This window comes from Roseovarius sp. Pro17 (assembly GCF_035599575.1).
GTDB lineage: Bacteria > Pseudomonadota > Alphaproteobacteria > Rhodobacterales > Rhodobacteraceae > Roseovarius.
Genome location: NZ_CP141179.1, coordinates 291,559 through 317,265, shown reverse-complemented (window position 1 = coordinate 317,265; position 25,707 = coordinate 291,559). Strand labels below are relative to the sequence as shown.

At 62.9% G+C, this 25,707-nt stretch carries 26 protein-coding genes; 16 read left to right on the top strand and 10 right to left on the bottom strand.

What is annotated here, in order from left to right; all coding sequences use genetic code 11:
- Positions 1 to 16: 16 nt before the first annotated feature.
- The gene (locus U3654_RS01540) at positions 17 to 658 is read right to left on the bottom strand and encodes an ATP-dependent Clp protease proteolytic subunit (protein ID WP_324753605.1); all 642 of its coding nucleotides are present in this window, start codon (positions 656 to 658) and stop codon (positions 17 to 19) included.
- 112 nt (positions 659 to 770) lie between these two features.
- Entirely contained in the window at positions 771 to 2,387 is a 1,617-nt protein-coding gene (locus U3654_RS01535; protein ID WP_324755358.1) for an iron ABC transporter permease, read from the bottom strand.
- Positions 2,388 to 2,684: 297 nt separating this feature from the next.
- Here U3654_RS01535 and U3654_RS01530 point away from each other — a divergent pair, with 297 nt between their 5' ends.
- The 5 genes from U3654_RS01530 (at position 2,685) to U3654_RS01510 (ending at position 8,203) form a co-directional block, all read left to right on the top strand.
- On the top strand, positions 2,685 to 4,229 hold the full coding sequence (locus U3654_RS01530; protein ID WP_324753604.1) for an ABC transporter substrate-binding protein: 1,545 nt from the start codon (positions 2,685 to 2,687) through the stop codon (positions 4,227 to 4,229).
- Positions 4,230 to 4,372: 143 nt separating this feature from the next.
- Complete coding sequence (locus U3654_RS01525; RefSeq protein ID WP_324753603.1) at positions 4,373 to 5,359, top strand: ABC transporter permease; 987 nt, start codon at positions 4,373 to 4,375, stop codon at positions 5,357 to 5,359.
- Positions 5,356 to 6,264, top strand: coding sequence for an ABC transporter permease (locus U3654_RS01520; RefSeq protein WP_324753602.1), 909 nt, complete (start codon positions 5,356 to 5,358; stop codon positions 6,262 to 6,264). The genes U3654_RS01525 and U3654_RS01520 overlap by 4 nt, the downstream gene beginning before the upstream one ends.
- Complete coding sequence (locus U3654_RS01515; RefSeq protein WP_324753601.1) at positions 6,264 to 7,235, top strand: ABC transporter ATP-binding protein; 972 nt, start codon at positions 6,264 to 6,266, stop codon at positions 7,233 to 7,235. The genes U3654_RS01520 and U3654_RS01515 overlap by 1 nt, the downstream gene beginning before the upstream one ends.
- Positions 7,232 to 8,203, top strand: a complete 972-nt coding sequence (locus U3654_RS01510) for an oligopeptide/dipeptide ABC transporter ATP-binding protein (RefSeq protein WP_324753600.1) — start codon at positions 7,232 to 7,234, stop codon at positions 8,201 to 8,203. Before U3654_RS01515 ends, U3654_RS01510 begins: the two co-directional genes overlap by 4 nt.
- An 80-nt stretch (positions 8,204 to 8,283) precedes the next feature.
- On the opposite strand, the gene modC is transcribed toward U3654_RS01510, so the two are convergent.
- From modC to modA, 3 genes are read right to left on the bottom strand one after another with little or no spacing between them, the layout of a single operon-like run.
- Positions 8,284 to 9,378 carry a molybdenum ABC transporter ATP-binding protein gene (modC, locus tag U3654_RS01505; protein WP_324753599.1) on the bottom strand — a complete coding sequence of 365 codons (1,095 nt, stop codon included), beginning with the start codon at positions 9,376 to 9,378 and terminating at the stop codon, positions 8,284 to 8,286.
- Entirely contained in the window at positions 9,375 to 10,058 is a 684-nt protein-coding gene (gene modB / locus U3654_RS01500) for a molybdate ABC transporter permease subunit (RefSeq protein ID WP_324753598.1), read from the bottom strand. The genes modC and modB overlap by 4 nt, the downstream gene beginning before the upstream one ends.
- Complete coding sequence (gene modA, locus U3654_RS01495) at positions 10,058 to 10,840, bottom strand: molybdate ABC transporter substrate-binding protein (protein ID WP_324753597.1); 783 nt, start codon at positions 10,838 to 10,840, stop codon at positions 10,058 to 10,060. Before modA ends, modB begins: the two co-directional genes overlap by 1 nt.
- Before the next feature lie 155 nt (positions 10,841 to 10,995).
- On the opposite strand from modA, the gene U3654_RS01490 reads away from it, so the two are divergent.
- The 5 genes from U3654_RS01490 (at position 10,996) to ptsP (ending at position 16,110) form a co-directional block, all read left to right on the top strand.
- The gene (locus tag U3654_RS01490; RefSeq protein ID WP_324753596.1) at positions 10,996 to 11,481 is read left to right on the top strand and encodes an NUDIX hydrolase; all 486 of its coding nucleotides are present in this window, start codon (positions 10,996 to 10,998) and stop codon (positions 11,479 to 11,481) included.
- 82 nt (positions 11,482 to 11,563) lie between these two features.
- Complete coding sequence (locus U3654_RS01485) at positions 11,564 to 12,004, top strand: DUF1178 family protein (protein ID WP_324753595.1); 441 nt, start codon at positions 11,564 to 11,566, stop codon at positions 12,002 to 12,004.
- 73 nt (positions 12,005 to 12,077) lie between these two features.
- Positions 12,078 to 12,482, top strand: a complete 405-nt coding sequence (locus tag U3654_RS01480; protein ID WP_324753594.1) for an ACT domain-containing protein — start codon at positions 12,078 to 12,080, stop codon at positions 12,480 to 12,482.
- Between the two features lie 82 nt (positions 12,483 to 12,564).
- Complete coding sequence (locus U3654_RS01475; protein ID WP_324753593.1) at positions 12,565 to 13,803, top strand: aspartate kinase; 1,239 nt, start codon at positions 12,565 to 12,567, stop codon at positions 13,801 to 13,803.
- Positions 13,804 to 13,866: 63 nt separating this feature from the next.
- Entirely contained in the window at positions 13,867 to 16,110 is a 2,244-nt protein-coding gene (gene ptsP / locus U3654_RS01470) for a phosphoenolpyruvate--protein phosphotransferase (protein WP_324753592.1), read from the top strand.
- Between the two features lie 13 nt (positions 16,111 to 16,123).
- Here the strand turns inward: ptsP and U3654_RS01465 are convergent, their stop codons facing one another.
- From U3654_RS01465 to U3654_RS01450, 4 genes are all read right to left on the bottom strand, one after another.
- The gene (locus tag U3654_RS01465) at positions 16,124 to 16,891 is read right to left on the bottom strand and encodes an EcsC family protein (protein WP_324755357.1); all 768 of its coding nucleotides are present in this window, start codon (positions 16,889 to 16,891) and stop codon (positions 16,124 to 16,126) included.
- Positions 16,892 to 16,925: 34 nt separating this feature from the next.
- Positions 16,926 to 17,411, bottom strand: coding sequence for an N-acetyltransferase (locus U3654_RS01460; protein WP_324753591.1), 486 nt, complete (start codon positions 17,409 to 17,411; stop codon positions 16,926 to 16,928).
- Between the two features lie 140 nt (positions 17,412 to 17,551).
- Positions 17,552 to 18,457, bottom strand: a complete 906-nt coding sequence (locus tag U3654_RS01455; RefSeq protein ID WP_324753590.1) for a mechanosensitive ion channel family protein — start codon at positions 18,455 to 18,457, stop codon at positions 17,552 to 17,554.
- A gap of 42 nt (positions 18,458 to 18,499) precedes the next feature.
- A complete protein-coding gene (locus tag U3654_RS01450; RefSeq protein ID WP_416384613.1) occupies positions 18,500 to 20,122 on the bottom strand; it encodes a SulP family inorganic anion transporter in 1,623 nt (540 codons plus the stop codon).
- A 266-nt stretch (positions 20,123 to 20,388) separates the two neighbouring features.
- Between U3654_RS01450 and U3654_RS01445 the strand changes: the two genes are divergently transcribed.
- From U3654_RS01445 to U3654_RS01435, 3 genes are read left to right on the top strand one after another with little or no spacing between them, the layout of a single operon-like run.
- A complete protein-coding gene (locus U3654_RS01445; protein ID WP_324753589.1) occupies positions 20,389 to 21,276 on the top strand; it encodes an S-methyl-5'-thioadenosine phosphorylase in 888 nt (295 codons plus the stop codon).
- A 30-nt stretch (positions 21,277 to 21,306) separates the two neighbouring features.
- Positions 21,307 to 21,936, top strand: a complete 630-nt coding sequence (locus tag U3654_RS01440; RefSeq protein WP_324753588.1) for a LysE family translocator — start codon at positions 21,307 to 21,309, stop codon at positions 21,934 to 21,936.
- Between the two features lie 17 nt (positions 21,937 to 21,953).
- Positions 21,954 to 22,490 (top strand): adenine phosphoribosyltransferase, encoded by a 537-nt coding sequence (locus tag U3654_RS01435; RefSeq protein WP_324753587.1) that lies wholly within the window; start codon positions 21,954 to 21,956, stop codon positions 22,488 to 22,490.
- Positions 22,491 to 22,589: 99 nt separating this feature from the next.
- Here the strand turns inward: U3654_RS01435 and U3654_RS01430 are convergent, their stop codons facing one another.
- Positions 22,590 to 23,798 (bottom strand): class I SAM-dependent methyltransferase, encoded by a 1,209-nt coding sequence (locus U3654_RS01430; protein WP_324753586.1) that lies wholly within the window; start codon positions 23,796 to 23,798, stop codon positions 22,590 to 22,592.
- Positions 23,799 to 23,961: 163 nt separating this feature from the next.
- Here U3654_RS01430 and U3654_RS01425 point away from each other — a divergent pair, with 163 nt between their 5' ends.
- The 3 genes from U3654_RS01425 to arsC are packed head-to-tail and all read left to right on the top strand — an operon-like array spanning position 23,962 to position 25,696.
- Positions 23,962 to 24,300, top strand: coding sequence for a DUF952 domain-containing protein (locus U3654_RS01425; RefSeq protein WP_324755355.1), 339 nt, complete (start codon positions 23,962 to 23,964; stop codon positions 24,298 to 24,300).
- Complete coding sequence (locus U3654_RS01420) at positions 24,297 to 25,355, top strand: quinone-dependent dihydroorotate dehydrogenase (protein WP_324753585.1); 1,059 nt, start codon at positions 24,297 to 24,299, stop codon at positions 25,353 to 25,355. Before U3654_RS01425 ends, U3654_RS01420 begins: the two co-directional genes overlap by 4 nt.
- The gene (arsC, locus tag U3654_RS01415; RefSeq protein ID WP_324755354.1) at positions 25,352 to 25,696 is read left to right on the top strand and encodes an arsenate reductase (glutaredoxin); all 345 of its coding nucleotides are present in this window, start codon (positions 25,352 to 25,354) and stop codon (positions 25,694 to 25,696) included. Before U3654_RS01420 ends, arsC begins: the two co-directional genes overlap by 4 nt.
- The last annotated feature ends 11 nt before the right edge of the window (positions 25,697 to 25,707 follow it).

Genomic DNA, 25,707 nt, shown 5'->3' with positions numbered 1-25,707 from the left:
CTGACGCCTCCACCCTTTACGAGCTGGGCTTTTCGTCTTCTTCGGGCTTGGTCCGGTTCTCGACAATCTCGTCGATGAGGCCCCATTTCTTGGCATCTTCGGGCGACATGAAGTTGTCGCGCTCCAGCGCTTCCTCGACCTTTTTCAGGGTCTGGCCGGTGTGTTTCACGTAGATTTCATTAAGGCGCTTTTTCAACTTCAGCGTCTCTTCGGCGTGAATCATGATATCGGTCGCCTGACCCTGATACCCACCCGAAGGCTGGTGAACCATGATCCGGCTATTGGGCAGCGAGAACCGCATGCCCGGCGCGCCGGCAGTCAACAGCAGCGAGCCCATCGAGGCCGCTTGGCCGATTACCAGCGTCGATACCTTGGGCCGGATATACTGCATCGTGTCGTAGATCGACAGACCGCTGGTGACGACCCCGCCGGGGCTGTTGATATACATGCTGATTTCCTTGGACGGGTTTTCCGCCTCAAGGTGCAGCAATTGCGCGACGATCAGGCTGGACATGCCGTCATGGACAGGCCCACTAAGAAAGATGATCCGCTCTTTCAGAAGGCGCGAGAAAATGTCGTAAGCCCGCTCGCCGCGGCTGGTCTGTTCGACCACCATAGGCACGAGGGTGTTCATGTAGGTGTCCATTGGGTCTGTCATATTCCGCCTTGCCTGCTGAAGTGCGCCTGATCCTTAGCCGATCAAGTCCTAAGGGAGTCTTAGTATCGCGCCCAAGGGGCCGCAAGGGCGCGGCGGGAATTTGTGGCAGTGCTCACGACGCCGTGCTTTCGCGTCCGATGGTGCGGCATAGCAGCAGCACGGGGATCAGGCCGAACGCCACCAGCGCTAGCGACGGCACCGCCGCCTCGCGCAGCCGCTCATCCGCCGCCAGTCTATAGGCCTGAACCGCCAGCGTGTCGAAATTGAAGGGATGCAGAATCAGTGTCGCGGGCAATTCCTTCATCACGTCGACAAAGACAATCAGCAGCGCTGTCAGCACCGATGTGCGCGCAACCGGCAGATGGACCCGCCACAGCAGCTTGACCGGTCCTTGGCCTAGACTGCGCGCAATGGCGTCGAAATGGCTCGGCACGGTCGCCATGCCACTGTCGTAGGCATTAAGTGCGGCGGCCATGAACCGCGCCATGTAGGCCAGCACCATCAGCCAGATTGATCCGGTGATGAGCAGCCCCGTATCGATGCCGAAATTGCCTTCCATGAATCGGTCGATGACGTTATCCAGACCCGCGAGCGGCACCATCAGCCCCACGGCGATCACGCCGCCCGGCACCGCATAGCCAAGGCCCGCGCCGATCACCAATCCGCGCGATGTGCGTCCCGGATGCGTGCGGGCGCGAAAACCGATCAGGATCGCGCCGATCACCGTCAGCACCGACGCGATTGCCGCCAGCGAAACCGAATTGCTCATTAAATTCACGTAGCGCGGCGCGAGCAGGCTCTGCCCCGATCCCCAAGCCATCATGCCCAGCATGATCACAGGAATAAGAAAGCCCATCAGCACCGGGGTCAGGCAAATCGCAGTCGCGCCCCAGCCGCGCCAGCCCGTCAGACGGGGCTGGGTCAGCACCTCAAAGCGTGCGCCGCCACGCGATGCACGACGTGCGCCCCCTCGTTGCGCCCGCTCTAGCCCCGCCAGCAATAGCGCAAAGGTGAGCAGGCATAGCGATAACTGCGCCGCTGCCGCGCGATCACCGAGGCCGAACCACGCTTGGTATATCCCGGTGGCAAAGGTCTGGACGTTGAAGAACGCGACCGTACCGAAATCCGCGATCGTCTCCATGATGGCCAGCAGCGTGCCGCCCACAATGGCGGGCCGCGCCATGGGCAGTGCCACCGACCAGAATGCCGCCAGCGGCGATCGGCCCAGCGTGCGCGCCACCAGAAAGGCGTTCGAACTTTGTTGGCGGAAGGAGGCGCGCGCCAGCAGATAGACATAAGGATAAAGGACCATGGTCAGCATCAGGGCGGCACCCCCGAGGCTGCGGATTTCGGGGAACCAATAGTCGCGCGGACCCCATCCGGTAACGTCGCGCAGCAGCGTCTGCACCGGGCCAGGGTGATCCAGCAGCGACGTATAGGCATAGGCCAGCACGTAGGCGGGAAACGCCAAGGGAAGCGCCAGCGCGATCTCCAGCCAGCGCACACCGGGGAAACGATAAACTGTCACCAGCCACGCCGCCGACGTGCCGATCACCGCCGCCCCGCTACCCACGATGGCGACCAATGCCAGCGTTGTCGCGGTATAGCGCGGCAGGACGGACCACAGGACATCCCGCCACGTCGCCAAATCGCCGCCCAGCGCAGCCAGCGTGGCGGCCAGAATAGGCGCCACACACAGCGCGGCCACGACCCATGCCATGCGATACATCAACCGTTCGGCCAAGAAAGCGCCCCCACCCACCAGGCGTCTATGCCTGAGCGTTTTGATCAATAATGGCGGTGTCGGTGAGGGTCAAGGTCGCCTTGGCGCACTGGCAGAGCAGTGTAACGGCGCCGGAAAACCATTCCATATGCCTGATTCCGCGCACGCTTTCGTCCGCATCCACCAGCGGCGGCGCTAACGGCAGCCTTTACACCAGCCAAGAATCGCGACACCTTTCCGTATTCGCGAAGGTGGAGCGTCATCAATGATGCCCGCCCCGACAAAGATCAGGGAGATTTTTTCATGAAAACACTTAGACACCTCGCCACGGCGACGGCCACCGCGTTTCTACTGGGCGCTGGCAGCCTCGTTTCGGCACAGACACTGAACTTCGCCTATGACGCCGATCCCGTTTCGATGGACCCGCACGAGCAACTGTCCAGCGGCACGATCCAGCAAAGCCACATGGTCTTTGACCCGTTGCTGCGCTGGAATGTCGATCACGGCTTCGATCCGCGCCTCGCAACGGAATGGGAGCGTGTCGACGACACCACCATGCGCTTTAAGCTGCGCGAAGGCGTCAAGTTCCATTCCGGCAATGAGTTGACGGCCGAAGACGTCGTCTGGACCATTGATCGCCTGAAAACCTCGGCCGATTTCAAGGGAATCTTCGGCAACTGGACCTCTGCGACCGCGATCGACGACTACACTGTCGAGGTCAAGACCGATGGCCCCAGCCCGCTGATCCTGAACACCGCCACCTATGTTTTCCCCATGGACAAGAAGTTCTATGAGGAAGGCGGCGCCGAGATCATCAAGCATGGCGACAGCTTCGCCTCATCGAACATCTCCGGCACCGGCCCGTTCACCGTCTCCGAACGTGAGCAGGGCGTGAAGGTCGTTTTCAAGCGCAACCCCGACTACTGGGACACAAACAGCCCCGGCAACGTGCAGACCGCCATCCTGACCCCGATCAAGGAGGCGCCAACGCGCGTCGCCGCCCTGCTGTCGGGTGACGTCGACTTCATCGCGCCCGTTCCGCCCACCGATCTGGAGCGGATCGAAGGCGATGACAACGTCAAGTTGGTGACCATGTCCGGCACGCGCATCATCACGCTGCAAATGAACCAGAAACGCAACGAGGCGCTGGCGAACAAGCAGGTGCGCCAGGCCATAGTCCATGCCATCAACAACGAAGGTATCGTGTCGAAGATCATGAAGGGCTTCGGCACAGTTGCAGCACAGCAATCGCCCGAAGGCTATGTCGGTCATAACCCCGATTTAAAGCCGCGCTTTGACGTTGCCGCAGCCCAGGCACTGATGGAAGAGGCAGGTTATGCCGACGGTTTCAGCGCCACCATGATGTGCCCCAACAACCGCTACGTAAATGACTACAAAATCTGCGAAGCGGCTGCGGCGATGCTGGCCCAGATCAAGATCAAGATCGATCTGACCACCATGCCCAAGGCGCAATACTGGCCCAAGTTCGACGAGCGCGCGGCCGACTTCATGATGATCGGCTGGCATTCGGACACCGAGGACAGCGCCAACTTTAGCGAGTTCCTCGCCATGACGCCCGACGCCGATACCGGCAAGGGTCAGTATAACTCGGGCAACTACTCGAACCCCGAAGTGGACGAACTGACAACGGCTTCGCTGACCGAAACCGACGAAGGCAAGCGCGCGGAAATGCTGCAGAAGATCGAAAAGATCCTCTATGACGATGCCGCATTCGTGCCGCTGCACTGGCAAGATCTGGCCTGGGCCGCGCGCAAGGGCGTCGACATCGAACCGGTCCTCAACGTGATGAACTTCCCCTACCTGGGCGATCTCGTCATCGAGGAATAAAAACCTCAGGCAGGTCGGTTCATCCGGCCCGCCGTCGCGTCAGTCGGTTCTTCGGCTTGACGCGGCACCCCTTCCCGGCCTAGACGGCGCCCGCCCATTCCGGGTCTCGCCCCTCCAGCATCCGCCAGAGACGATAGCCAACCATGCACATCATCGCATTCCTCATCCGACGCGCCATTCAGGCTGTGATCGTGATGTTCGTCATCTCGCTGATCGGCTTTTCGATACAGGATAACCTTGGCGATCCGCTACGCGAACTGGTCGGTCAATCCGTCTCGGAGGCGGATCGCGATACGCTGCGCGGCGAACTGGGCCTGAACGATCCCTTTTTCGTCCAATACGCCCGCTTTCTCGGCAACGCCGTGCAGGGCGATCTGGGCACCTCCTACTTCTTTAAACGGCCCGCGCTCGAAGTCATCATGGACAAATTTCCAGCCACGTTTGAACTGGTCCTTGGTTCCGTGGTCATCTTTCTCGGCCTGTCCATACCCGGCGGCATCTATTGCGCCATCAATCACGACAGATGGCTGGCCAAGACGCTCATGACGGCCTCGATCATCGGCATCTCCGTCCCTGTGTTTCTGACCGCGATCCTGCTGGTCTGGCTCTTCGGGGTTGAGTTGCAATGGCTGCCCGCGTTCGGGCGCGGCGATACACTCGAGCTGCCTTGGGGCTGGGACACCGGATTTCTCACGCTGGACGGGTTGGCGCATCTGATCCTGCCCTGCATCGCGCTCAGCTCGATAATGCTGCCCCTCTTTATCCGTCTCATCCGCGCCGAAATGATGGAGGCGATGGGCACCGATTACGTCCGCTTTGCCAAGGCCAAGGGCCTGCGCACGCCGCGCGTGCGCTATGTCCATGCCTTTCGTAACACGCTACTGCCGGTCGTGACCGTGGGCGGCCTGATGATCGGCACGCTGATCGCCTACACGATCCTGACGGAAACCGTGTTCCAGTGGCCCGGCATGGGGTTTCTGTTCCTTGAGGCGGTTAATCGGGTCGATACCCCGCTCATCATCGCCTACATCATCGTCGTCGGCCTCATCTTTGTGGTCGTCAACACCATCGTCGATTTCGTCTACACGCTGATCAATCCGATGGTTAAACTGCCGGGGGCCAAGGCATGATTACATGGCGCGGCTTTCTCAAACGCTTCCTGTCGGACCCTGTCGCCATCGGCGCCGGTATCGTCCTGCTGTTCCTGGTCCTGATGGCCGCGCTGGCCCCGTGGATCGCGCCGCAGAACCCTTATGATTTGCTGCAACTCAATATCATGGACAGCGATCTGCCCCCTTCATGGCGGACGGGCGGCGACGAACGCTTTTGGCTGGGAACCGACACGCAGGGGCGCGGCGTTTTCAGCACGATTATGTACGGCACCGGCATTTCGCTGATCATCGGCATCGGTGCGGTAATCGTTCAGGGCATTCTTGGCGTAACGCTGGGCCTTTGGGCGGGCTACAAAGGCGGCTGGATTGACAGCTTCCTGATGCGCCTCGCCGATATCCAGATGTCGCTATCGACGCTTATGATCGCCATTATCGCGCTGGCCCTCTTTCAGACCGCATTCGATGCGAATATCTACGCCGACTACGCCATCTTTATGCTGATCATCATCATTGGCGTCGCCGAATGGCCGAAATTCGCGCGCACCGTCCGATCCTCGGTTCTTGGCGAAAAGAACAAGGAATATGTCGACGCCGCCCGCGTCATTGGCCTGCCCGCGCGCAAGGTGATGTGGGGTCATATCCTGCCCAACACGCTGACGCCGGTTCTGGTCATCTCGACCATCCAGGTCGCCGAAGCGATCATGACCGAGGCGGCCCTGTCGTTCCTCGGACTGGGGATGCCGACGGACAAACCATCGCTTGGCTCGCTGATCCGCTCAGGCTTTGAGTTCATCTTTTCCGGCTCGTGGTGGATTACGCTCTACCCGGCCCTCGTGCTGGTTGCGCTGGTGCTGGCGCTCAACCTCTTGGGCGACTGGCTGCGCGATGTGCTGAACCCGAAACTGCGCCGGGGGGACGACTGATGGCATTGCTGGACGTCAAGGATCTGCATGTCGCCTTCCCGCGCGGCAAAAAGGGCGAGGTCGAGGCCCTGCGCGGTGTCGATCTGACGCTGGAAAAAGGCCAACGCCTCGGCGTGGTCGGCGAATCCGGTGCTGGCAAATCCATGCTGGCCTTTGCCATCCTGAACCTCATCGCCGAGCCGGGTCGCGTCACCAAAGGCTCCGTCACCTTCGACGGCGACAACCTGCTGGATATGTCCGACCGGCAGATCAGACGCATTCGCGGCAACCGTATCTCGATGATCTTTCAGGATCCGATGGTCACGCTGAACCCGGTTCTGAGCATCGGCACCCAAATGATCGAAACGCTCAAGGCGCATCGCAGCATTTCCACTCGCGAGGCGCACCGCCTCAGCGTTGAAAAGCTGAACCTCGTTGCCATTCCCTCGGCCGAAAGCCGTATGAAGGCCTACCCGCATGAGCTTTCTGGCGGCCTACGGCAGCGTGTCGTCATCGCCATCGCCTTGCTGACAGACCCCGAAATCATCATCGCGGATGAGCCGACAACAGCCCTCGACGTCACGATCCAAGCTGAAATCATGTCGCTGATCCTGACGCTCTGTCGCGAGAATGACGTCGCGTTGATCCTCATCACCCACGATCTGGGCGTCGTTGCCGAAGTGACCGAGCGCCTTATGATCATGTACGCTGGCAAATGCGTCGAGACGGGCCGCACCCGCGACATCATCGACTCGCCCAAACATCCCTACGCCGTCGGCCTCCTCAAGGCGCTGCCTCAGAATTCGACCAAGGGTGCCAAGCTCTACCAGATCCCCGGCTCGATGCCGCCGATCACGAACCTGCCCGAGGGATGCCCCTACCACCCCCGCTGCGAGCGGGCGAGCGACGAGTGCCGCGCGACCATGCCGCCGCTGGAACACGGCGTCGCCTGCTTCCATCCGATGCACGAAGATGCGGAGGCCGCGCTATGAGTGATCCCATCGTCGAAACCCGCGGCTTGGAAATGCGCTTTGCGCTGCCCACTCACTTCCTCAGCCGGGAAAAGCCGGTGCTGCACGCCCTCTCCGGCGTCGATATCAAGATCGAAAAGGGCGAAACCTTTTGCGTCGTCGGCGAATCCGGCTGCGGCAAGACCACGCTGGGCCGCGCTATCATGGGCCTTTTGACCCCTTCAGCGGGCGAGATCTACTTCCGCGGTCAACGCATCGACACGATGGACGAGGCCGAGCGTAAACCAGTGCGCGCAGACATGCAGATGGTGTTTCAGAACCCCTACGCCTCGCTCAACCCGCGCCGCAATGTGTTTCAGACGCTGGCTGAGCCGATCCGCCACCTGATGCCGGAAAAATCGGCCAACGACGTGCGTCGACAGGTCGAGGACGTGCTGGACGCGACTGGTTGCGATCAAAGTTGGCAACGCAAGTTGCCGCACGAGTTTTCCGGCGGTCAACGCCAGCGTATCGCCATCGCCCGCGCGCTGGTGACCAATCCCGCGTTCATCGTCGCAGATGAACCGATTTCGGCCCTCGACGTGTCGATCCAAGCGCAGATTCTAAACCTTCTGAATGACTTGCAGGACGAACGTGATCTAACCTATATGTTCATCACCCACGACCTCAGCGTCGTTGAGCATTTCGGCGATCGCGTCGCGGTGATGTATCTGGGCCAAATCATGGAGCTTGCCCAGACCGAGACGATCTATCGCGACCCCAAACACCCTTATACGCAGCTCCTGCTTGACGCGATCCCGCAGCTGAGCGGCGGCTCCTTCGACGCCCCGCGCGAGCCCGGCGAATTGCCCGATCCTGTGAATCTGCCTCTCGGTTGCCCCTTTGCCCCGCGCTGTCCCATCGCGCAGGACATCTGCCGCGCAGAGCGCCCGCAACTACGCGCAATTGGCGACAGCGGGACCATGGCGGCCTGCCATCTGGCGGAATGAGTTAATTGTTCGATTTTGGCAATATATAGCCTGCACTTACTGAGCAGACTGCTAAATGAGACAGCAATAAGACAACGACTTCAACCTGTCATCGCCCCGATATCCGCCCGCGCCACTGCCGTTGCTTTGAGCACCGCATAGCAATCAAGGCCCGGCACAAGGCGCAGTTCATCCATCGCGTCCGCCGTGATGCGGGCCAGTAGCCGATCCTCGCCCAGCTTCAGCGATACGGCCACACCGGGTCCGTCGCCGCGATGCACTGCCTCGACCACCGCAGGCAGGATGTTGCGCGACGACAGGCCTTCGGGGCGTGTCAGGGAAATCAGAACATCCTGCGCCAATATCCTGATACGCAATGATTTTCCAAGATCGGCCTCAATGCCCGGCAGGCGCAATTCGCCGCCACTGATTGCGAGGCGGCTCAGACCACCCGGATTTCGCTCGACCACGCGCGCGATCAAAACCGATCCTGCATCGCGCACGCCGATCAGCGGCACCATCGCCGGATCGCTCAAAACGTCCGTCACATCGCCCACGCGCAGAACACGCCCGTCGCGCAACATCACGATGCGGTCGGCCAGGCGCGCGATCTCGGCCATGGCGTGGGTGATATAGACGATGGGCACCGCACCGCTGTCGCGCAGACGCTCCAGATAGGGCAGAATCTCGTCCTTGCGGGGACCGTCCAGCGCCGCCAGCGGCTCGTCCATCAGCAAGAGGCGCGGGCGCATGCTGAGCGCGCGCGCGATGGCGACGCGCTGCTGCTCGCCGCCCGAGAGGCCCCGAGGGCGACGCTGCATCAGCGCGCCAATGCCCAGCATCTGCTGAATGGTGCCGCCATCCAGCCCCGGCGCGCCGCGCGGCGCATAGCGCGCGCCAAACGCGATATTCTGCGCCACCGTCAAATGCGGAAACAGCCGCCCATCCTGAAAGACGACGCCGATCCGGCGCTGCGCCGCTGGCAGGCACACGCCCGCCGCTCGGTCAACCAGCACGTCTTCGCCCAGCGCAATCCGGCCAGTATCCGGCGTCAAAAGCCCTGCAACCGCATTGGCGATGGTCGTCTTGCCCGATCCTGATGGGCCAAAAAGGGCCGTCACACCCGGCCCCGCATCAAACGCTGCCTCCAGTGCGAAACCGCCAAGACGATGCGCGATATTGACGCTCAGCCTCATGCGGCGATCCGCGCCGCCATGCGCCGCGCCAGCCATTCTGATATCAGCACCGCGCCAATCGCGACACTGGCCGACAATATCACCAGCCTGAGCGCCGACCCCTCGCCACCCGGCACCTGAAGAAATGAATAGATCGCCGTGGGCAGCGTCTGCGTCTGGCCCGGAATGTTGGCGACAAACGTGATCGTCGCGCCGAATTCGCCCATCGCCTTGGCAAAGCCCAGCACCGTTCCCGCCAGTATCCCCGGTACGATCAACGGCAGCGTCACACGCACGAACCCCGCCCAGCGGCCCGCGCCCAGCGTCGCTGCTGCCTCCTCCAGCTTGGGATCGACCGCCTCAATCGACAGACGGATGGCGCGCACCATCAGCGGAAATCCCATAATCCCCGCCGCCAACGCCGCGCCGGTCCAGCGAAAGGCGAAAACGATGCCGACCTCCGCCAGCGCGCCGCCCACCCAGCCATTGCGCCCGAAGGTCAGCAGCAACAGATAGCCCGTCACGACCGGCGGCAGCACCAGCGGCAGATGCACCAGCGCACTGACCAGCGCGTGACCGGGAAACCGCCGCCGCGCCAACAGCCACGCCACCGCAATCGCCGGCGGCAGGCTAAAGATCACCGCGACCAGCGATACCTTCAACGACAGCGTCAGCGCCGCATATGCTGCGGCGTCCAGCATCAGGGCACGACCGTCAGCGGGACAAATCCGTGCGCCTCAAAAACTTTTTGTGCCTCAGCGCCTTGCAGGAACGCCATGAACGGCGCGCCCGCATCACTCAGCGGCGCGGCGGGATAGACGATAGGGTCATGCATCCCCTCGGGAACTCGGTAAACCACGCGAACGTCCGGCTCGGCCGCCGCGTCGGTGGCATAGACGACACCCAAAGGCGTCTCGCCCCGCGCGACCAGCGCCAGCGCGGCGCGCACGTTGTCGGTCTCGGCCAGATGCGGCATCATACTGTCCCACATGCCCGAGGCTTCCAACCACGCGCGGCCATACATGCCTGCTGGAACGCTCTGTGTCTGACCGATAGCGATACGTCCCCCATCGAGGCGTGCCAGCAGCGCCTCAGTTCTGGCCTCGCTCAAATCGGGCGCATTGGCAGGCGCGATCAGCACCAGCGCATTGCCCACCAGCGCGACGCGGCGCGCGGGGTCGACGACGCCCTCCCGCTCCAGCCAGTCCATCCAGTCCGTGTTGGCCAGCACCGCCACGTCAGCGGGCGCGCCCTCGCTGATCTGGCGCGCCAGCAGGCCGCTGCTGCCCAGCGATACCGCGACCTCGCCCGGATAAAGCGCGGTGATATCGTCCATCGCATCGCGCAGCGACGCGGCGGCAAAGACGATAATCCCGTCGTCGGCCTGTGCGCCGGGCACCGTCAGCAGCAAGGCCGTCGCAGCTGCCACGCCTACCTTTCGCAGCCGCGCACAGAGGTGGTCATATGATGCATCAATCCACATTTTCCTGCCTCCTCATTATGCACGTCACCGAGGCGGTTTTCAGCGCTGTCGCGACACGGCCCGCTGCAAGCAGTTGTTATTTTGACGATCCTCGCCATATAATTGCCCAAAGCAAGAGCAAAATCGCGTAATGACGCGGCAGGCACAAGAACGGCATGAACAGCGACATCATCGCCCCAGCGGCGCAAATTCCCATAGATCTGAACGATGCGCACAAAAGCGATGTGCGCACGCAATTCGGCGCGCTCTGCTTTCGCATTGTGCGCGGCAAGCCTGAGGTGCTGCTGGTCACCAGCCGCCGCACCAAGCGCTGGATTGTGCCCAAGGGCTGGCCCATGGACGGCAAGACCCCGGCGGAGAGTGCCGAGATCGAAGCATGGGAAGAGGCCGGCGTGCGAGGGCGGATGTATGACCGCTGCCTCGGACTTTACTCCTATCGCAAGGCGATGGAGGGCGAAGACGATCTGCCGTGTGTGATCATGGTCTATGCGATGAAGGTGCGCGAACTTGCGTCCGAATATCCCGAAGCGCAGGAGCGCAAGCGCAAGTGGCTGCGCCCGAAAAAGGCTGCCGCATTGGTGGATGAGCCTGATCTGGCACATATGATCCGCCATTTCGACCCCGCACAGGTCAAGGGTTGAACATGCGGACCGGCCGCCCCTGCCGCTTGATTTTTGCGCAATCTCAGCTAGATATAAAGGGTCTTCACCGGACCTTTGAACGATGATCAAGTTTTCTTTGAAATGCGCACAGGACCACCGCTTTGACAGCTGGTTCCAGTCTGCACACGCCTTTGACACGCTGGCCGCGCGCGGCATGGTCGGCTGCGCGGTCTGCGGCGATACCGATATCGAAAAAACCATCATGGCCCCCAGCGTGCAATCTGGGCGCGCCCGCCCGGCCCTGCGCGAGAGTGCCAAAGGCCAGCTTAGCGCGCCCGCCTCACCCGCCGAACAGGCGCTGGCAGAGATGCGCCGCAAGATAGAGGCGACCTCGGAGTATGTCGGCACCGATTTCGCCCATGAGGCGCGCGAGATGCACGAGGGCGCATCACCCACCCGCCCCATCCACGGCGAGGCGCGCCCTGCTGAGGCGCGCAAGTTGCTGGAGGACGGCGTGCCGATCATGCCCCTGCCGTTTCGACCCGCGCGCAAGGTGAATTGACGCGCGCCACGCTGGACAAATTCCGCGCCGGGTGATCTGTGAGCGAACTCCAGAAACCGCTTCGAGGGGTACCATGACCGGTGAACATGATCTGAAACGCCTCGTTGCGGGGATGTCGCCCGTGCTGGACGCGGATACCTACGTCTTTGTCACGCTGCCGGGTCGGGACGTTCCACTTGGTCTAGCGCCCCGCATGATCATGCAGGAGGGCGAAGGCACCACCATCATCGTCACAAAAGAGGCGGCAGATGACGCTGGCCTTGATCACATGTTCACCTGTCGGATGATCACGCTGGACGTCCACTCGGCGCTGGATGCTGTCGGTTTTCTCGCCAAGGTGACGACGCGGCTGGCGGGGCTGGGCATGGGCGTCAATCCGGTCTCGGGCTACTACCACGATCACCTCTTTGTGCCGGTTGATCGCGCCGATGATGCCATGGCGGCGCTGCACGAAATGGCGCGCGAGGCGCGCGGCTGATCCCATAGGGCGCGCGCCGCTCTTGCCCTCAACCCCGCCCCCGCGTAAACCGCCTGCGAACTTGCCGCAAGGGACGCTAGCAATGCCCGTTCTCGTGATGAAATTCGGCGGAACATCCGTCGCCAACCTCGACCGTATCCGGCGCGCGGCCAAGCGTGTGGGCGTTGAGGTGGCCAAGGGGTATGATGTCATCGTCATCGTCAGCGCCATGTCGGGCAAGACGAACGAATTGGTCGGCTGGGTAGGTGAAACATCGCCGCTCTATGACGCGCGCGAATACGACGCCGTCGTCAGCTCGGGCGAGAATGTGACAGCCGGCCTCATGGCGCTCACGTTGCAGGAAATGGAAGTACCCGCGCGCAGTTGGCAAGGCTGGCAGGTGCCGGTGCGCACCAGCAGCGCCCATTCCGCCGCCCGGATCGACGATATTCCGCCCGAAAACATCATGGCTAAATTTGCTGAGGGCATGCGCGTCGCTGTTGTCGCCGGCTTTCAGGGCGTCAGCCCCGAGGGCCGCATCACCACGCTGGGCAGGGGCGGATCGGACACTACCGCCGTCGCCTTTGCCGCCGCGTTTGGCGCCGAGCGCTGTGATATCTATACCGATGTCGACGGCGTCTATACCACCGATCCGCGCATCTCGTCGGACGCGCGCAAGCTGGACCGCATCGCCTATGAGGAAATGCTGGAGCTGGCCAGTCTGGGCGCCAAGGTGCTGCAAACCCGCTCGGTCGAGCTGGCGATGCGCTATAACGTCAAGCTGCGCGTGGTCAGCAGCTTTGAGGAACAATCAGATGACGCCGGCACCCTTGTCTGCGCCGAGGAGGAAATCATGGAATCCAAAGTTGTGACCGGCATCGCCTATTCCCGCGACGAGGCCAAGATGACCCTTCTGTCGGTCGCCGACCGCCCCGGCATCGCCGCCGCGATTTTCGGCCCGCTCAGCGACGCAGGCGTGAATGTCGATATGATCATCCAGAACATCTCCGAAGAAGGGCGCACCGACATGACCTTCTCCTGCCCCACCGATCAGGTGGCACGCGCGGAGAAGGCATTAAAGGATGCTGTCGCAGCGGGACAGATCGACTATGGCGATCTGGTCGCCGATACGAACGTGGCCAAGGTGTCGGCGGTCGGAATCGGCATGCGCAGCCAGTCAGGCGTCGCGGCGCAAATGTTCCGCACGCTCAGCAACGAGGGCGTGAACATCAAGGTTATCGCGACCTCGGAAATCAAGATTTCCGTGCTGATCGACCGGAAATACATGGAACTCGCCGTGCAGGCACTGCATGATACCTTTGATTTGGGCAAGGCAGGCTAGGGCGCGCAAAATCGCGCAATTAGTCCCTTGCCGGCGACAGACAGTTGCGAAAGCGATACGCCTATGAGCGACGATTTCCAGACCGATAGCCGCCAGATGCTGGGGCGCCTTCGTGCCGTCATGGCCGAGGACGCCGCAGGTCAGGCGCGCCTGGATCAGATTACGCACCTTATCGCCGAGGAAATGCGCATCGAGGTTTGCTCGATCTACCTTTTTCGCGACGAAGAAACGCTTGAGCTTTGCGCCACTGAGGGCCTGAATCCGTCCGCCGTGCATGAAACCCGCATGAAGCTGGGCGAGGGTCTGGTGGGTCGCGTTGCGCGCACTGGCGAGGTCATCAACACCGACGATGCGCCGGGCACGCGTGGCTTTCGCTTCATGCCCGGCACCGGCGAAGAGGGATATTCGTCCTTTATGGGTGTGCCGATCCAGCGACTTGGCGAAAAGCTGGGCGTATTGGTGGTGCAGTCCAAGGACTCCCGCAGTTTCTCCGAAGAAGAGGTTTACGCGGTCGAGGTCGTCGCCATGGTCCTAGCCGAAATGGCCGAGCTGGGCGCATTCATCGGCGAAGGGGCGGCCATGGCCGCGCGCCATCAGCACGCTGTGCTGTTTCGCGGCACGACCGCTCAGGAAGGCGCCGCGCGCGGGCATGTCTGGCTGCACGAGCCGCGCGTCATCGTCACGAACCTCATTGGCGAAGATCCCGTGCGCGAATTGGAGCGCCTCAACGAGGCTGTCGAAGAGCTGCGCGTCGGCGTTGACCGGATGCTCAGCAGCGCGCGCTTTGGCGACAAGGAACAGCTGGAGGTGCTCGAAGCCTACCGGATGTTCGCCAACTCCAAAGGCTGGATGCGGCGGATGGAGCAGGACATTAACCGCGGTCTTTCGGCCGAGGCAGCGGTGGAAAAGGAACAATCGACCGCCCGCGCGCGTCTGGGTCAGGTGGCCGACGCCTATCTGCGCGACCGACTCCATGATCTGGATGATCTCAGCAATCGCATGCTGCGTATCCTGACCGGGCAATGCACTGAAACCGGCGCCGAGATGCCGCCCGATCCCATTCTGATCGCGCGCAATATCGGCCCCGCCGAGTTGCTGGACTATGGCCGCAGCCTGAAAGGCATCGTGCTGGAGGAAGGTGCCGTCGGTAGCCACGCAACCATCGTCGCCCGCGCGCTGGCGATCCCGCTGGTCATCCACGCCAAGAACATCACGACCGAAGCACTAAATGGCGACCCGATCCTCGTCGATGGCGATCAGGGCATCGCCCATCTGCGCCCAGACGACAACGTCTACGCCGCCTTTCGCGACAAGATGGCGATGCAGGCCAAGGCACAGGAGCGCTACGCCTCGATCCGCGACAAACCCGCGACCACGCTCTGCGGGCGCACCCTGTCGCTGACAATGAACGCGGGTCTGATGGCCGATCTGCCGAGCCTCGAGGGCTCGGGTGCCGACGGCGTCGGGCTGTTCCGCACAGAGTTGCAATTCCTCATCCGCTCGAAAATGCCCAAACGCGCCGAGCTGAGCGAGCTTTACAGCCGTGTCATAGACGCCGCCAAGGGGCGCACCATAGTGTTCCGAACGCTCGACATCGGCTCGGACAAAGTGTTGCCCTATATGAAGCCAACGGATGAGCCGAACCCGGCGATGGGCTGGCGCGCGATCCGTGTCGGCCTCGACAAACCCGGCGTGATGCGGATGCAACTGCAGGCACTGATCCGCGGCGCCAAGGGCCGCCCCCTGACGATCATGTTCCCCTTCGTCGCCCAACGCGAAGAGTTCGACGCAGGCCGCGCCGAACTGGACAAGGCGCTGGAGCGCGAGCGCATCCTTGGCCACCCCCTGCCCGAAACGCTAAAGCTGGGCGCGATGCTGGAAACGCCCAGTCTGGCCTACGCGCCCGATCAGTTCTACCGTGACGTCGATTTCCTCTCGATCGGCGGCAACGATCTGAAACAGTTCTTTTTCGCCGCCGACCGCGAGAACGAGCGCGTGCGCCGCCGCTATGACACGCTGAACGTCAGCTTTCTTACCTTCCTGCAGGGCATCGTCGAGCGGTGCATCGCCACGAACACTCCTCTCAGTTTCTGCGGCGAGGACGCGGGTCGGCCCGTCGAGGCCGCGTGCCTCGCCGCCATCGGTTTGCGCGCGCTGTCGATGCGCCCCGCCTCCATCGGCCCCGTCAAGTCGATCCTGCGCCGCACCGATCTGAACGAACTGCGCGCCGTCATAGACGACGCCGGGCGGCGCGGCGACCAATCGGTGCGCCCCGCTGTCATGGAGTATCTTCGCGAAAAACTATAAGGCGCGCGCGGTTTCAGCCCCGTTTCACCGGCGTCTCGACACGTGCTCGGAACGCCTCCAGCACCTCTGCGTGGCTCATGTCCGCCTCAATGGCGAGTTGGCGCAGACCGAAATGAACATGCGCCATTTGCTGGTAGTAGCTGGTAAAGGCGTAGTTCGTCGCCGCCCCAGCCGCCGCGCCCAGCACCGGGATCGTCTGTGCCGCCAATTTTTGCCCCAGTACAACGCTGAGACGCGGCGCAACGCGCGCGATCAACGCCTGCATCGCCTTGCCGGTCACCGCCACGCGTGTCGTCAGAAATGCCAGATCGGCACCGTCGTCATGATCCAGCGGGCCAGCGGCGGCAAAGACCTGCACGCAGTCAAAGCGCACACCTTCTTCGGTGGGATCAAAGCCATATTCACCCGCAACATCCTGAATGGCACGCAAAAGGATCGTCGTGGTGATGGGTAATTCGGCCAGCGCACTTGGCAATCCGCCAAAACCCCCCGCCGCGCCCATCGCCGTTGTAAGCGCCCGGTTCAGCCATCCTGGCTGTGTTCCCACCATCCCGCGCGAGCGGTTGGCCGCGCCCATCGCTACTTCCAGCGCTTGACCCGTGCCACCCTCAAGGCGGCCCCGCACGCCCTCCGGCAGCCGGTCCAGCAGCGCCTCGGCGCGCCCGCCGACCACGTTCAGCACCTGTATGCCCAGATTGCCCGCGCGCGCATGTCGGCGCACCAGCGCATCAAGCCGTGCGGCAACGGCGGCCTTGTCTATCGGGGGGTCAAGAAGATCCATCATGGGTTATAAATCGGCGCATCGCGACCGGGTTTCAAGCGCCCCGCGTCACTTTACCAGCAATTCCGCGCCATGCGCCCGGCATCAGATCCAAGCCTAACACCCGGTCGGGGTTCGTCGGCGGCGGCATCTCGACTTCGGCGAGGCGCTGAAATCCGAAGCGGCCGTAATAGGGCGCGTCCCCCACCAGCATGACCCGGTCCCAGCCGCCAGTTCGTGCCACGGCCAGCGAACTGCGCATGAGGTAAGCGCCTAGCCCCTCGCCCTGATGCGTCGGATGCACCGCGATCGGCCCCAGCAGCAGCGCGGTGACCGAGCCCACTTGCACAGGCCAATACCGGATGGCCCCCGCCAGAATGCCAGTTTCGTCCCGCGCAACCGAGCTGAGGCCGGGAACAGGCGGCAATCCATCGCGCAGACGGTAAGACGACAACGCCTCGCGGCCCGGCGCAAAGCACAGGTCCAGCAGCGCCTCGACCTCCCACCAGTCGTCTTCCGTTTCAGGCCTCAGTTCCAGCACCGCGCCGCCTCTCGAAATTTCGCGTGACGCTCGAGACATTTGAGCGTCGCGCGTCTTGCCGAAATTCCTGATCCAGAGTTAAGGCAAAACGCTTTAGCATGGTGCCCGGCACGGCACAATTGCGACCGAATATGCGGGGGTCAGTCTTGGTCGCCCGCCTCTTTGCCGGTGGGCTGAACCATTTCGATCGGCACCCCGCCTTTGAAGGTCAGCACACGGTACGGATAGGGAATTTCAATCTCCGCCTCGTCCAGCGCCCGCTTGACCGCTGCGACGACCTGATCGCGTGACCTGCGGATATCAAGCGGGCTGGAGCCGGTCCACCACGTCACCTCGAAATCGATGGACGCATCCCCAAAGCTCTGGGCGAAAATCTGAACATCCTTGATATCCGAACGGACGGTATCCAGCGCCTCGACCGCCGTGCGAATCACATCGCGGGCGCGATCCACATCCTCGCTGCGCGCAACGCCGCAGATGATGGTGGTGCGGCGCAAATCCTTGTCCGTGCGCACGGTGACGGGATTTTGAAACAGCGCGTGATTGGGCATGACGACCAGTTGGCCGTCGGTTTGCCGGATGCGCGTGTCGCGGATGGTGATCGCCTCGATCCGGCCCTCGACACTCTCGCATTCGACGTAGTCGCCTATCGCAAAGGGCTCGCGCAGCAGTATCAGGATACCGGCAAGAAAATTCTCGAACGTATCCTTGAAGGCAAACCCGATGGCGATGGAGCCAAGGCCAAGGGTCGTCAGCGCCTTGCCCGGCGTGATGGTAGGAAAGATGACCGTCAGCGCGATGAGGATACCACCCAGCCACAACAGTACACGCGTCATCATCAGCAACACGTCGACAAGGTTCTGACGCAACCGCAGTCGCGCCGCGACGCGGCCCTCGACAAATCCCGTCAAACGAACAGCGGCGCAGGTCAGCAAAATAATCAGAATTGCGATCAGTATCTTTGGCGTCGACGCCACGAGCGCCCCTAGATAACTGTCAAGGCGCGAGGTGGCGATGTTAGCCGCCTCATTCAGATCGAAATCCATCAGATCTCACGTGTCCTCATCATCCAAGCGACGCAGCCCGCGTCAATGCCCGGCCCCCAGAACGCCGGTGCGCACGCCGTAATCCACCGCGATCTGATACTCGGGATCGTCGTCGCTGTCGATCATCAGGTGCCCTGCCTTGGTCAGCAGGCGATGGCAATCGCGGCTGAGATGGCGCAGCTGAAGGGCCTTGCCAGCCACCTGATATTTGCCCGCCAACGTCTCGATCGCCTGTAGCGCGGACTGATCCACCACCCTGCTCTGATCGAAATCCACGATCACGGTGTCGGGGTCACCCTCCACATCAAAAATCTCGCCGAACCCCTCGGCAGAGCCGAAGAAGAGCGGCCCCTCGATGCTGTAAACGCGCGCTCCGCTCTCGTCGATCTTGGTCGTGGCGTGGATGCGTTTCGCATTGTTCCATGAATAAGCCAGCGCCGAGACGATGACACCGACGACCACCGCGATGGCGAGGTCGTATTTCACCGTCACCGCCGTCACCAGCACGATCACCATCGCGTCGGTCAGCGGTACCTTGCGCAGGATGGTCAATGAATTCCACGCGAACGTACCGATCACCACCATGAACATCACGCCAACAAGGGCCGCGAGCGGAATCTGCTCGATCAGCGGCGCGGCGAAGAGGATAAAGATCAACAGAAACAGCGCCGCCGCGATTCCGGCGATACGCGTGCGCCCGCCCGATTTGACGTTGATCATCGACTGACCGATCATCGCGCAGCCGCCCATACCGCCGAAAAACCCGGTCAGCGTGTTCGCCAGACCTTGGGCAATACATTCCTGGCTGGCACCGCCTCTGCGCCCCACCATTTCGCCCACCAGGTTCAGCGTCAGCAGGCTTTCGATCAGGCCGATCGCCGCGAGGATGATGGCATAGGGCAGAATAATCTCAAGTGTCTGAAGGTTGAACGGCGCAAGCGGAGTGCCATAAAGCCCGATGCCTTCGCCAAAGGGATTGTGAAAGCTGGGAAAGCTGCCCTTGATCGACGACAGATCGCCGACGCGCGGCACATCAAGACCAAATCCGATAACCAGCGCCGCAACCACACCGATGCCCGCCAGCGGTGCAGGAATGACGCGCGTGATACGCGGCATCACCCAGATGATCAGCATGGTCAGTCCGACGAGGCCCAGCATGATCAGCAGGGGCTGACCGCTCAGCCACACGCCGCCGCCGACGCCGTGGCCGGTATCCACCATCGTTCCCGGCACCTTGAACTGACTCATCTGCGCGAGAAAGATCACGATGGCGAGGCCATTGACGAAGCCGAGCATGACGGGATGCGGCACGAGGCGGATGAACTTGCCCCATTTCAGCGCACCTGCGATCAACTGAAGGACGCCCATCAGCACCACAGTCGCAAAAAGGTATTCGACCCCGTGCTGCGCCACCAGCGCCACCATGACCACCGCCAGCGCGCCCGTCGCGCCCGATATCATGCCGGGCCGCCCGCCAATCACAGCCGTGACGAGGCCGACGAGGAACGCGGCATAGAGCCCGACCAGCGGATGCACACCCGCGACAAAGGCAAATGCGACCGCCTCGGGCACCAGCGCCAGCGCGACCGTCAGACCCGCCAACAGCTCGATCCGCACCCGCGCGACGCTGAACGTTTCGTCCTGCATGACGCGCAGATCGGGCATCGTGATGGTCTTGGCAAAGGCGGCCAGCGAGGTTCTCAAAATGTGCGTCCTGTCATCATTCGTTTGTGCGAGGGAATGGCCCCTTTAACTGCCCTCCGCCCTCTTGGCTACACTTGATTTGGCACTTAATCTGTTGCGAAACCCTTAAATCCAAAGCGCCAAACGAGAAAGTTTGCAAATTTTCTCGGGCCGTCCGGTCGCCCGGCTGCTTTTCATCCGAAGCTGAGCCGCCTAAAACCGGCGCAGGCAAAGGTGAAGGGGATCGAATGGACAGCAGAATGATCGGTGTGATCGGCGGCTCGGGCGTTTACGACATGGAGGGGTTGGAGGGCGCTGAATGGCGCGCGGTCGACAGTCCCTTCGGCGCGCCCTCGGACCGGATCTTGACCGGCACCCTGAACGGGACGCCAATGGCGTTCCTGCCCCGGCACGGGCGCGGACACGTGCATACGCCGTCTTCGGTGCCCTACCGCGCCAACATCGACGCGCTAAAGCGGCTCGGCGTTACCGATGTCGTCAGTGTCTCTGCCTGTGGGTCGTTCCGCGAGGATATGGCGCCGGGGGACTTCGTGATTCTCGATCAATATGTCGACCGGACGTTCCAGCGCGAGAAGTCGTTCTTTGGCCCCGGCTGTGTCGCACATGTCAGTGTGGCGCATCCTATCTGCGCGCGCCTTGGCGCCGCCTGCGCGGATGCGGCCGAGGCTGCGGGCGCCCGTGTTCATAGAGGCGGCACATACCTCGCCATGGAGGGTCCGCAATTTTCCACGCTGGCCGAAAGCAAACTCTACCGCGAGGTATGGGGTTGCGACGTGATCGGCATGACCGGGATGCCCGAGGCCAAGCTCGCCCGCGAGGCCGAGATGTGCTACGCCTCGATCGCCATGATCACCGATTTCGACAGCTGGCACCCCGATCACGGCGAGGTCGACGTGACAGCGATCATTGCCACGTTGACCGGCAATGCCGCGCGCGCCAAGGATATGCTGCGCGCGTTGCCGGATCACCTGAGCGGCCCGCCCGCCCCCTGCCCGCAAGGCTGCGATCGTGCGCTGGAATATGCCATTCTGACCTCGCCGGACGCGCGCGACCCAGCAGTTACACAAACGCTGGACGCAGTGGCCGGACGCGTGCTGAATAGAGCCGCGGACTGACCCGCGCAAAACCAACAAGGACTCTATTCTATGTCATTCGACCTCTGGCTGGCATTCGTCGCCGCCTCGACCGCGCTGGTGCTGATCCCCGGCCCGACCGTTCTGCTGGTGCTGAGCTATGCGCTCAGCAAGGGGCGCGGCGTCGCGCTGGCCTCGGCGGGCGGTGTTGCGCTCGGGGATCTGGTGGCGATGACGGCGTCTCTGATGGGTCTTGGCGCGCTGGTGCTGGCGTCGGCCACGCTGTTCACGGCATTGAAATGGATCGGCGCGGCCTATCTGATCTGGCTGGGGGTCAAGCTGATCCGCAGTGCGCCAAGCGCAGGTCTGACCCTTCCTGACGGCGCGCAGGTGACCGGGCGCGGCGTGTTCTGGCACGCGGCGGCAGTGACGGCGCTAAACCCGAAATCCATCGTCTTCTTTATCGCCTTCGTGCCGCAATTCGTGGTGCTGGACGCCGCCCTCACCCCGCAATTCGCCATCCTGATTGGCACGTTCGTTGGCCTCGCCGCATTAAATGCGCTGGTCTACGCGCTGCTGGCGGACAGGATGCGCGCGCGCATCGCGCGGCCTGGCGTGATCGCGTGGCTCACCCGCGCGGGCGGTGGCGCGCTGATCGCGATGGGGCTGGCAACGGCGCTGCTGCGACGTGGCACGGCGTGACAACCAAAGGAGCAGGCATGCCCGCCGATTCTATCCGCGATCTGATCCGCACAATTCCTGATTTCCCGCAGCCGGGGGTCATGTTTCGTGACGTCATGACCCTGCTCGCCGATCCGCATGGCCTGCGGATGAGTGTCGATCAGCTGGCCGCACCTTGGACCGATCAGCGCATAGATAAGGTAATCGGGCTGGAGGCGCGCGGCTTTATTCTGGGCGGTGCGGTAGCGTATCACTTGGGCGCGGGCTTTGTTCCCGTGCGCAAGGCAGGCAAGCTGCCCGGCGCAGTCATTTCGCAGAGCTATGCGCTGGAATACGGCACCGCCACGTTCGAATTGCACGAGGACGCAATCGAGGCGGGCGAGAGCGTGCTGATCGTGGACGATCTACTTGCCACTGGCGGGACTGCCGAGGCCGCGACGCTGCTGGTCGAAAAGCTGGGCGGACGAATCGCCGCCTGCACTTTTGTCGTCGAACTGCCTGACTTGGGCGGGCGCGCACGGCTCGAGGCGATGGGCATCGACGTGCGCGCGCTTTGCGCGTTCGAGGGAGACTGACAGCGCTAGCCGATCAGGCTGGGGGCGTCTCCTACGAAGACCCGCGCGTTCGGCCGCGTCACAGGGCTGCGTCAGGGCAAAGCGCGCCCACATGCGCCTCTACGCCAGCGCCCGCGAATAGAGCATGAGGCCCCAATCCCCCAACTCGCGGTGAACTTTTGCCCACAGCGCGCCGGCCTGAATGGGATCCAATTTTGTGGTCTGCATGATCTGTGCGATGCTGCGCCGCCCGTCGATCGCGGCAATCAGGGGCGCGGCCTCTTTTGGCAGGCTCAACGCCGCCTCGATACCGCCGAAATTCAGCTTGGGCGTTGCGCCCCGCGCAATGGCCTGCGCCAGCGGTCCGGCCTGCACACCCTTCAGATGCGGGATCGACGCCCGGTCCCGGCCAGTCGCCGGGAGCCGCGCCGCACCTAGCGGCAGCGCGTATGCGACATGCGTCTTGATCGTGCCGCGTAGTTGCTCGGCCACGGCCATGCGCTGTGCTGCGGTCAGATGGTCCGGAACGGGTGCAATGCGCGCGAGGTCATAGAGCGCGGGTATCGTAAATCCGCCCAGCGCCCAGCCGCTGACTTCCAGCACCTGCAGCAGTTCGCTGACGTCAAAAGCGCGGTCCTGCGAGTGCAAAAGCAGATCGTAGAACCCCGCGTCGCTGTCCTTGTGATCGCCCAAGTTCGGATTGCGGGCAAAAGGATGCCCTGCGGGTAGCGCCGCCACCAGCGACCGCGCGGCCTTCAAACGCTCCTCGGGTGCGAGACCCTCATATAGCGCACCGAACGCGGCTTGCAGTGGATAAACCCCCGCGCGGCCATGGGGTGCGTAGACCATGAATCCAAGGCCACCGCCCAGTTCTGCTGCCTCGGGCGCAAGAGCGGCGCGCAGAGCGGCGAAGCCTGCCGCAGGATCGGGCAGATGATGCAGCACACCGCAGCAATCTATGTAGTCAAAAACGCCCAGATCCGCCGCGTCCAGCAGCGAGCCGGTGACAAACCGGATGCCGGTCAGGCCGCGCACCTCTGCCCGCGCCTCGGCGATACGGCGCGAGGCAACGCTGAGATCGACATAGGTCATTTCACACGGTCTGCGCAGCTGCGCCATCATCTGCGCTAGTTGGATCAGGCCGTCGCCCGTGCCGCCGCCCGCTACCAGCACGCGCAGGGGCTGCGACCAGTCACGTCGCCCACCGAACAGGAAATGGTCGATTTCCAGCGGGTGCGAGGGCGATCCGGTGATCAACCTTTTGGCCTCGTCCGCTGGATCGCGGGCGGGATAAGGATAAGCCTCATACTGGGATTTGACCTGGCTCATGTGACCACCTTTCGTGATCCCCCTGATATGCCGGATGGTCGTGCCTTTGCAAAGGCAACGCGGCCAAGCAGGCGCGATTTGAGTATTTGAAGAACGGTGAATGCGCCACATTGGCCAGCCCTCGCCGCTTGACCGGGCGCGCGGCGCGCGGCATCAGGGGTCCATGACTTTGTACAAGATATTTCGTGCGGATGAGTGGAAGGCGCTGCGTGCCGCTGGCCGCAGTGCCGGGGCTCAGGTGGATATCGCCGACGGCTATGTTCATCTGTCGACAGTCGCGCAGGCGCCCGAAACGGCGGCCAAGCACTTTGCTGGCGAGGATGGCCTAATGCTACTGGGCGTCGAGGCAGATCGACTGGGTGAAGACCTGAAATGGGAGGAGTCGCGCGGTGGCGCGCTATTTCCGCATCTTTACCGCGAGTTGCTCCTTACCGATGTGGCATGGGCGCAACCGCTGCCATTGGCGGACGGCGTGCATCAGTTTCCCGCAGGTGCCGAATGAGCGGACTGGACCGCATCGGCCTCGCGCTATTGCATCGACTAGACCCCGAACGGGCGCACGGGCTGGCGCTGCGTGCGTTGCGCGCGGGGCTGGTGCCACTGCCGGGGCGGGTAACCTCGCCGCGCCTTGCGTGCAAGGTGGCTGGGCTTGACCTGGATAACCCCGTGGGGCTGGCCGCCGGTTTCGACAAGAACGCCGAGGCGCTGGCACCTCTGGCGCGCGCTGGGTTCGGCATGATCGAGGTTGGCGCGGTCACGCCCCGCCCGCAGCCCGGCAATCCCCGCCCGCGCCTCTTTCGGTTGTCCGAGGATCGCGCGGTAATCAACCGCTTCGGCTTTAACAATCTTGGAATGGAGGCAGCAGCAGAGCGGCTGGCACAGCGACCCAAGGATGCCGTGATCGGGCTGAACCTCGGCGCCAACAAGGACAGCGACGACCGGGCCGAGGATTTTGCCCGCGTGCTGGCGCATTGCGGGCGGCATCTGGATTTTGCCACGGTCAACGTCTCTAGCCCCAACACTGAAAAGCTGCGCGATCTGCAAGGCGCTGATGCCCTTGCTGCGTTGCTGGCAGGGGTTATGGAGGCGCGCAACTGGCTGGAACGACCCATCCCCATCTTTCTAAAAATCGCGCCGGATCTGGACGATTCCGCCCTTGGCGAAATTGCCGAAGTGGCGCAGCGTGCGAACCTCGCCGGAATCATCGCCACCAACACGACACTGGATCGCAGCGGGCTGGTGTCGGCAGCCCGCGACGAGGCTGGCGGGCTGTCGGGCGCGCCGCTATTTGAACGCTCGACGCGGGTATTGGCGCGGCTATCGCAACTGACCGACGGCAAGATGCCCCTGATCGGCGTCGGCGGCATCTCCACGCCCGAAGACGCCTATGCCAAAATCCGCGCTGGCGCGAGTGCGGTGCAACTCTATTCCGCGCTGGTCTATGAGGGACTGTCGCTGGTGCCGCGCATCGCGCGCGGGCTGGATCGGTTGCTGGAGGCTAACGGTTATGCCAACCTCGCCGAGGCGGTGGGAACGGGGCGTGAGGAATGGCTATGATCACTCTATGGCACAATCCGCGCTGCTCGAAATCGCGCGCCGCCTTGGCGCTGCTGGAGGATCGCGGTGAGGTGATCGTGCGCCGCTATCTGGAGGACGCGCCCAGCGAGGTTGAGCTGCGCGCGGCACACGCCCTGCTGGGCGGGCCGGTCATCGCCATGCTGCGCACCGGCGAGGCAGAGTTTCGCGCGCTTGGCCTGAGCCGCGAGGCGAGCGACGACGCCCTTTTTGCCGCCATGGCCGCGCAACCAAAGCTGATCGAGCGGCCCTTGGCCCTAACGGATACGCGCGCCATAATTGGCCGCCCGCCCGAGGTGGTTCTGGCCCTAACCGACACCTGAGCGCATCGGCG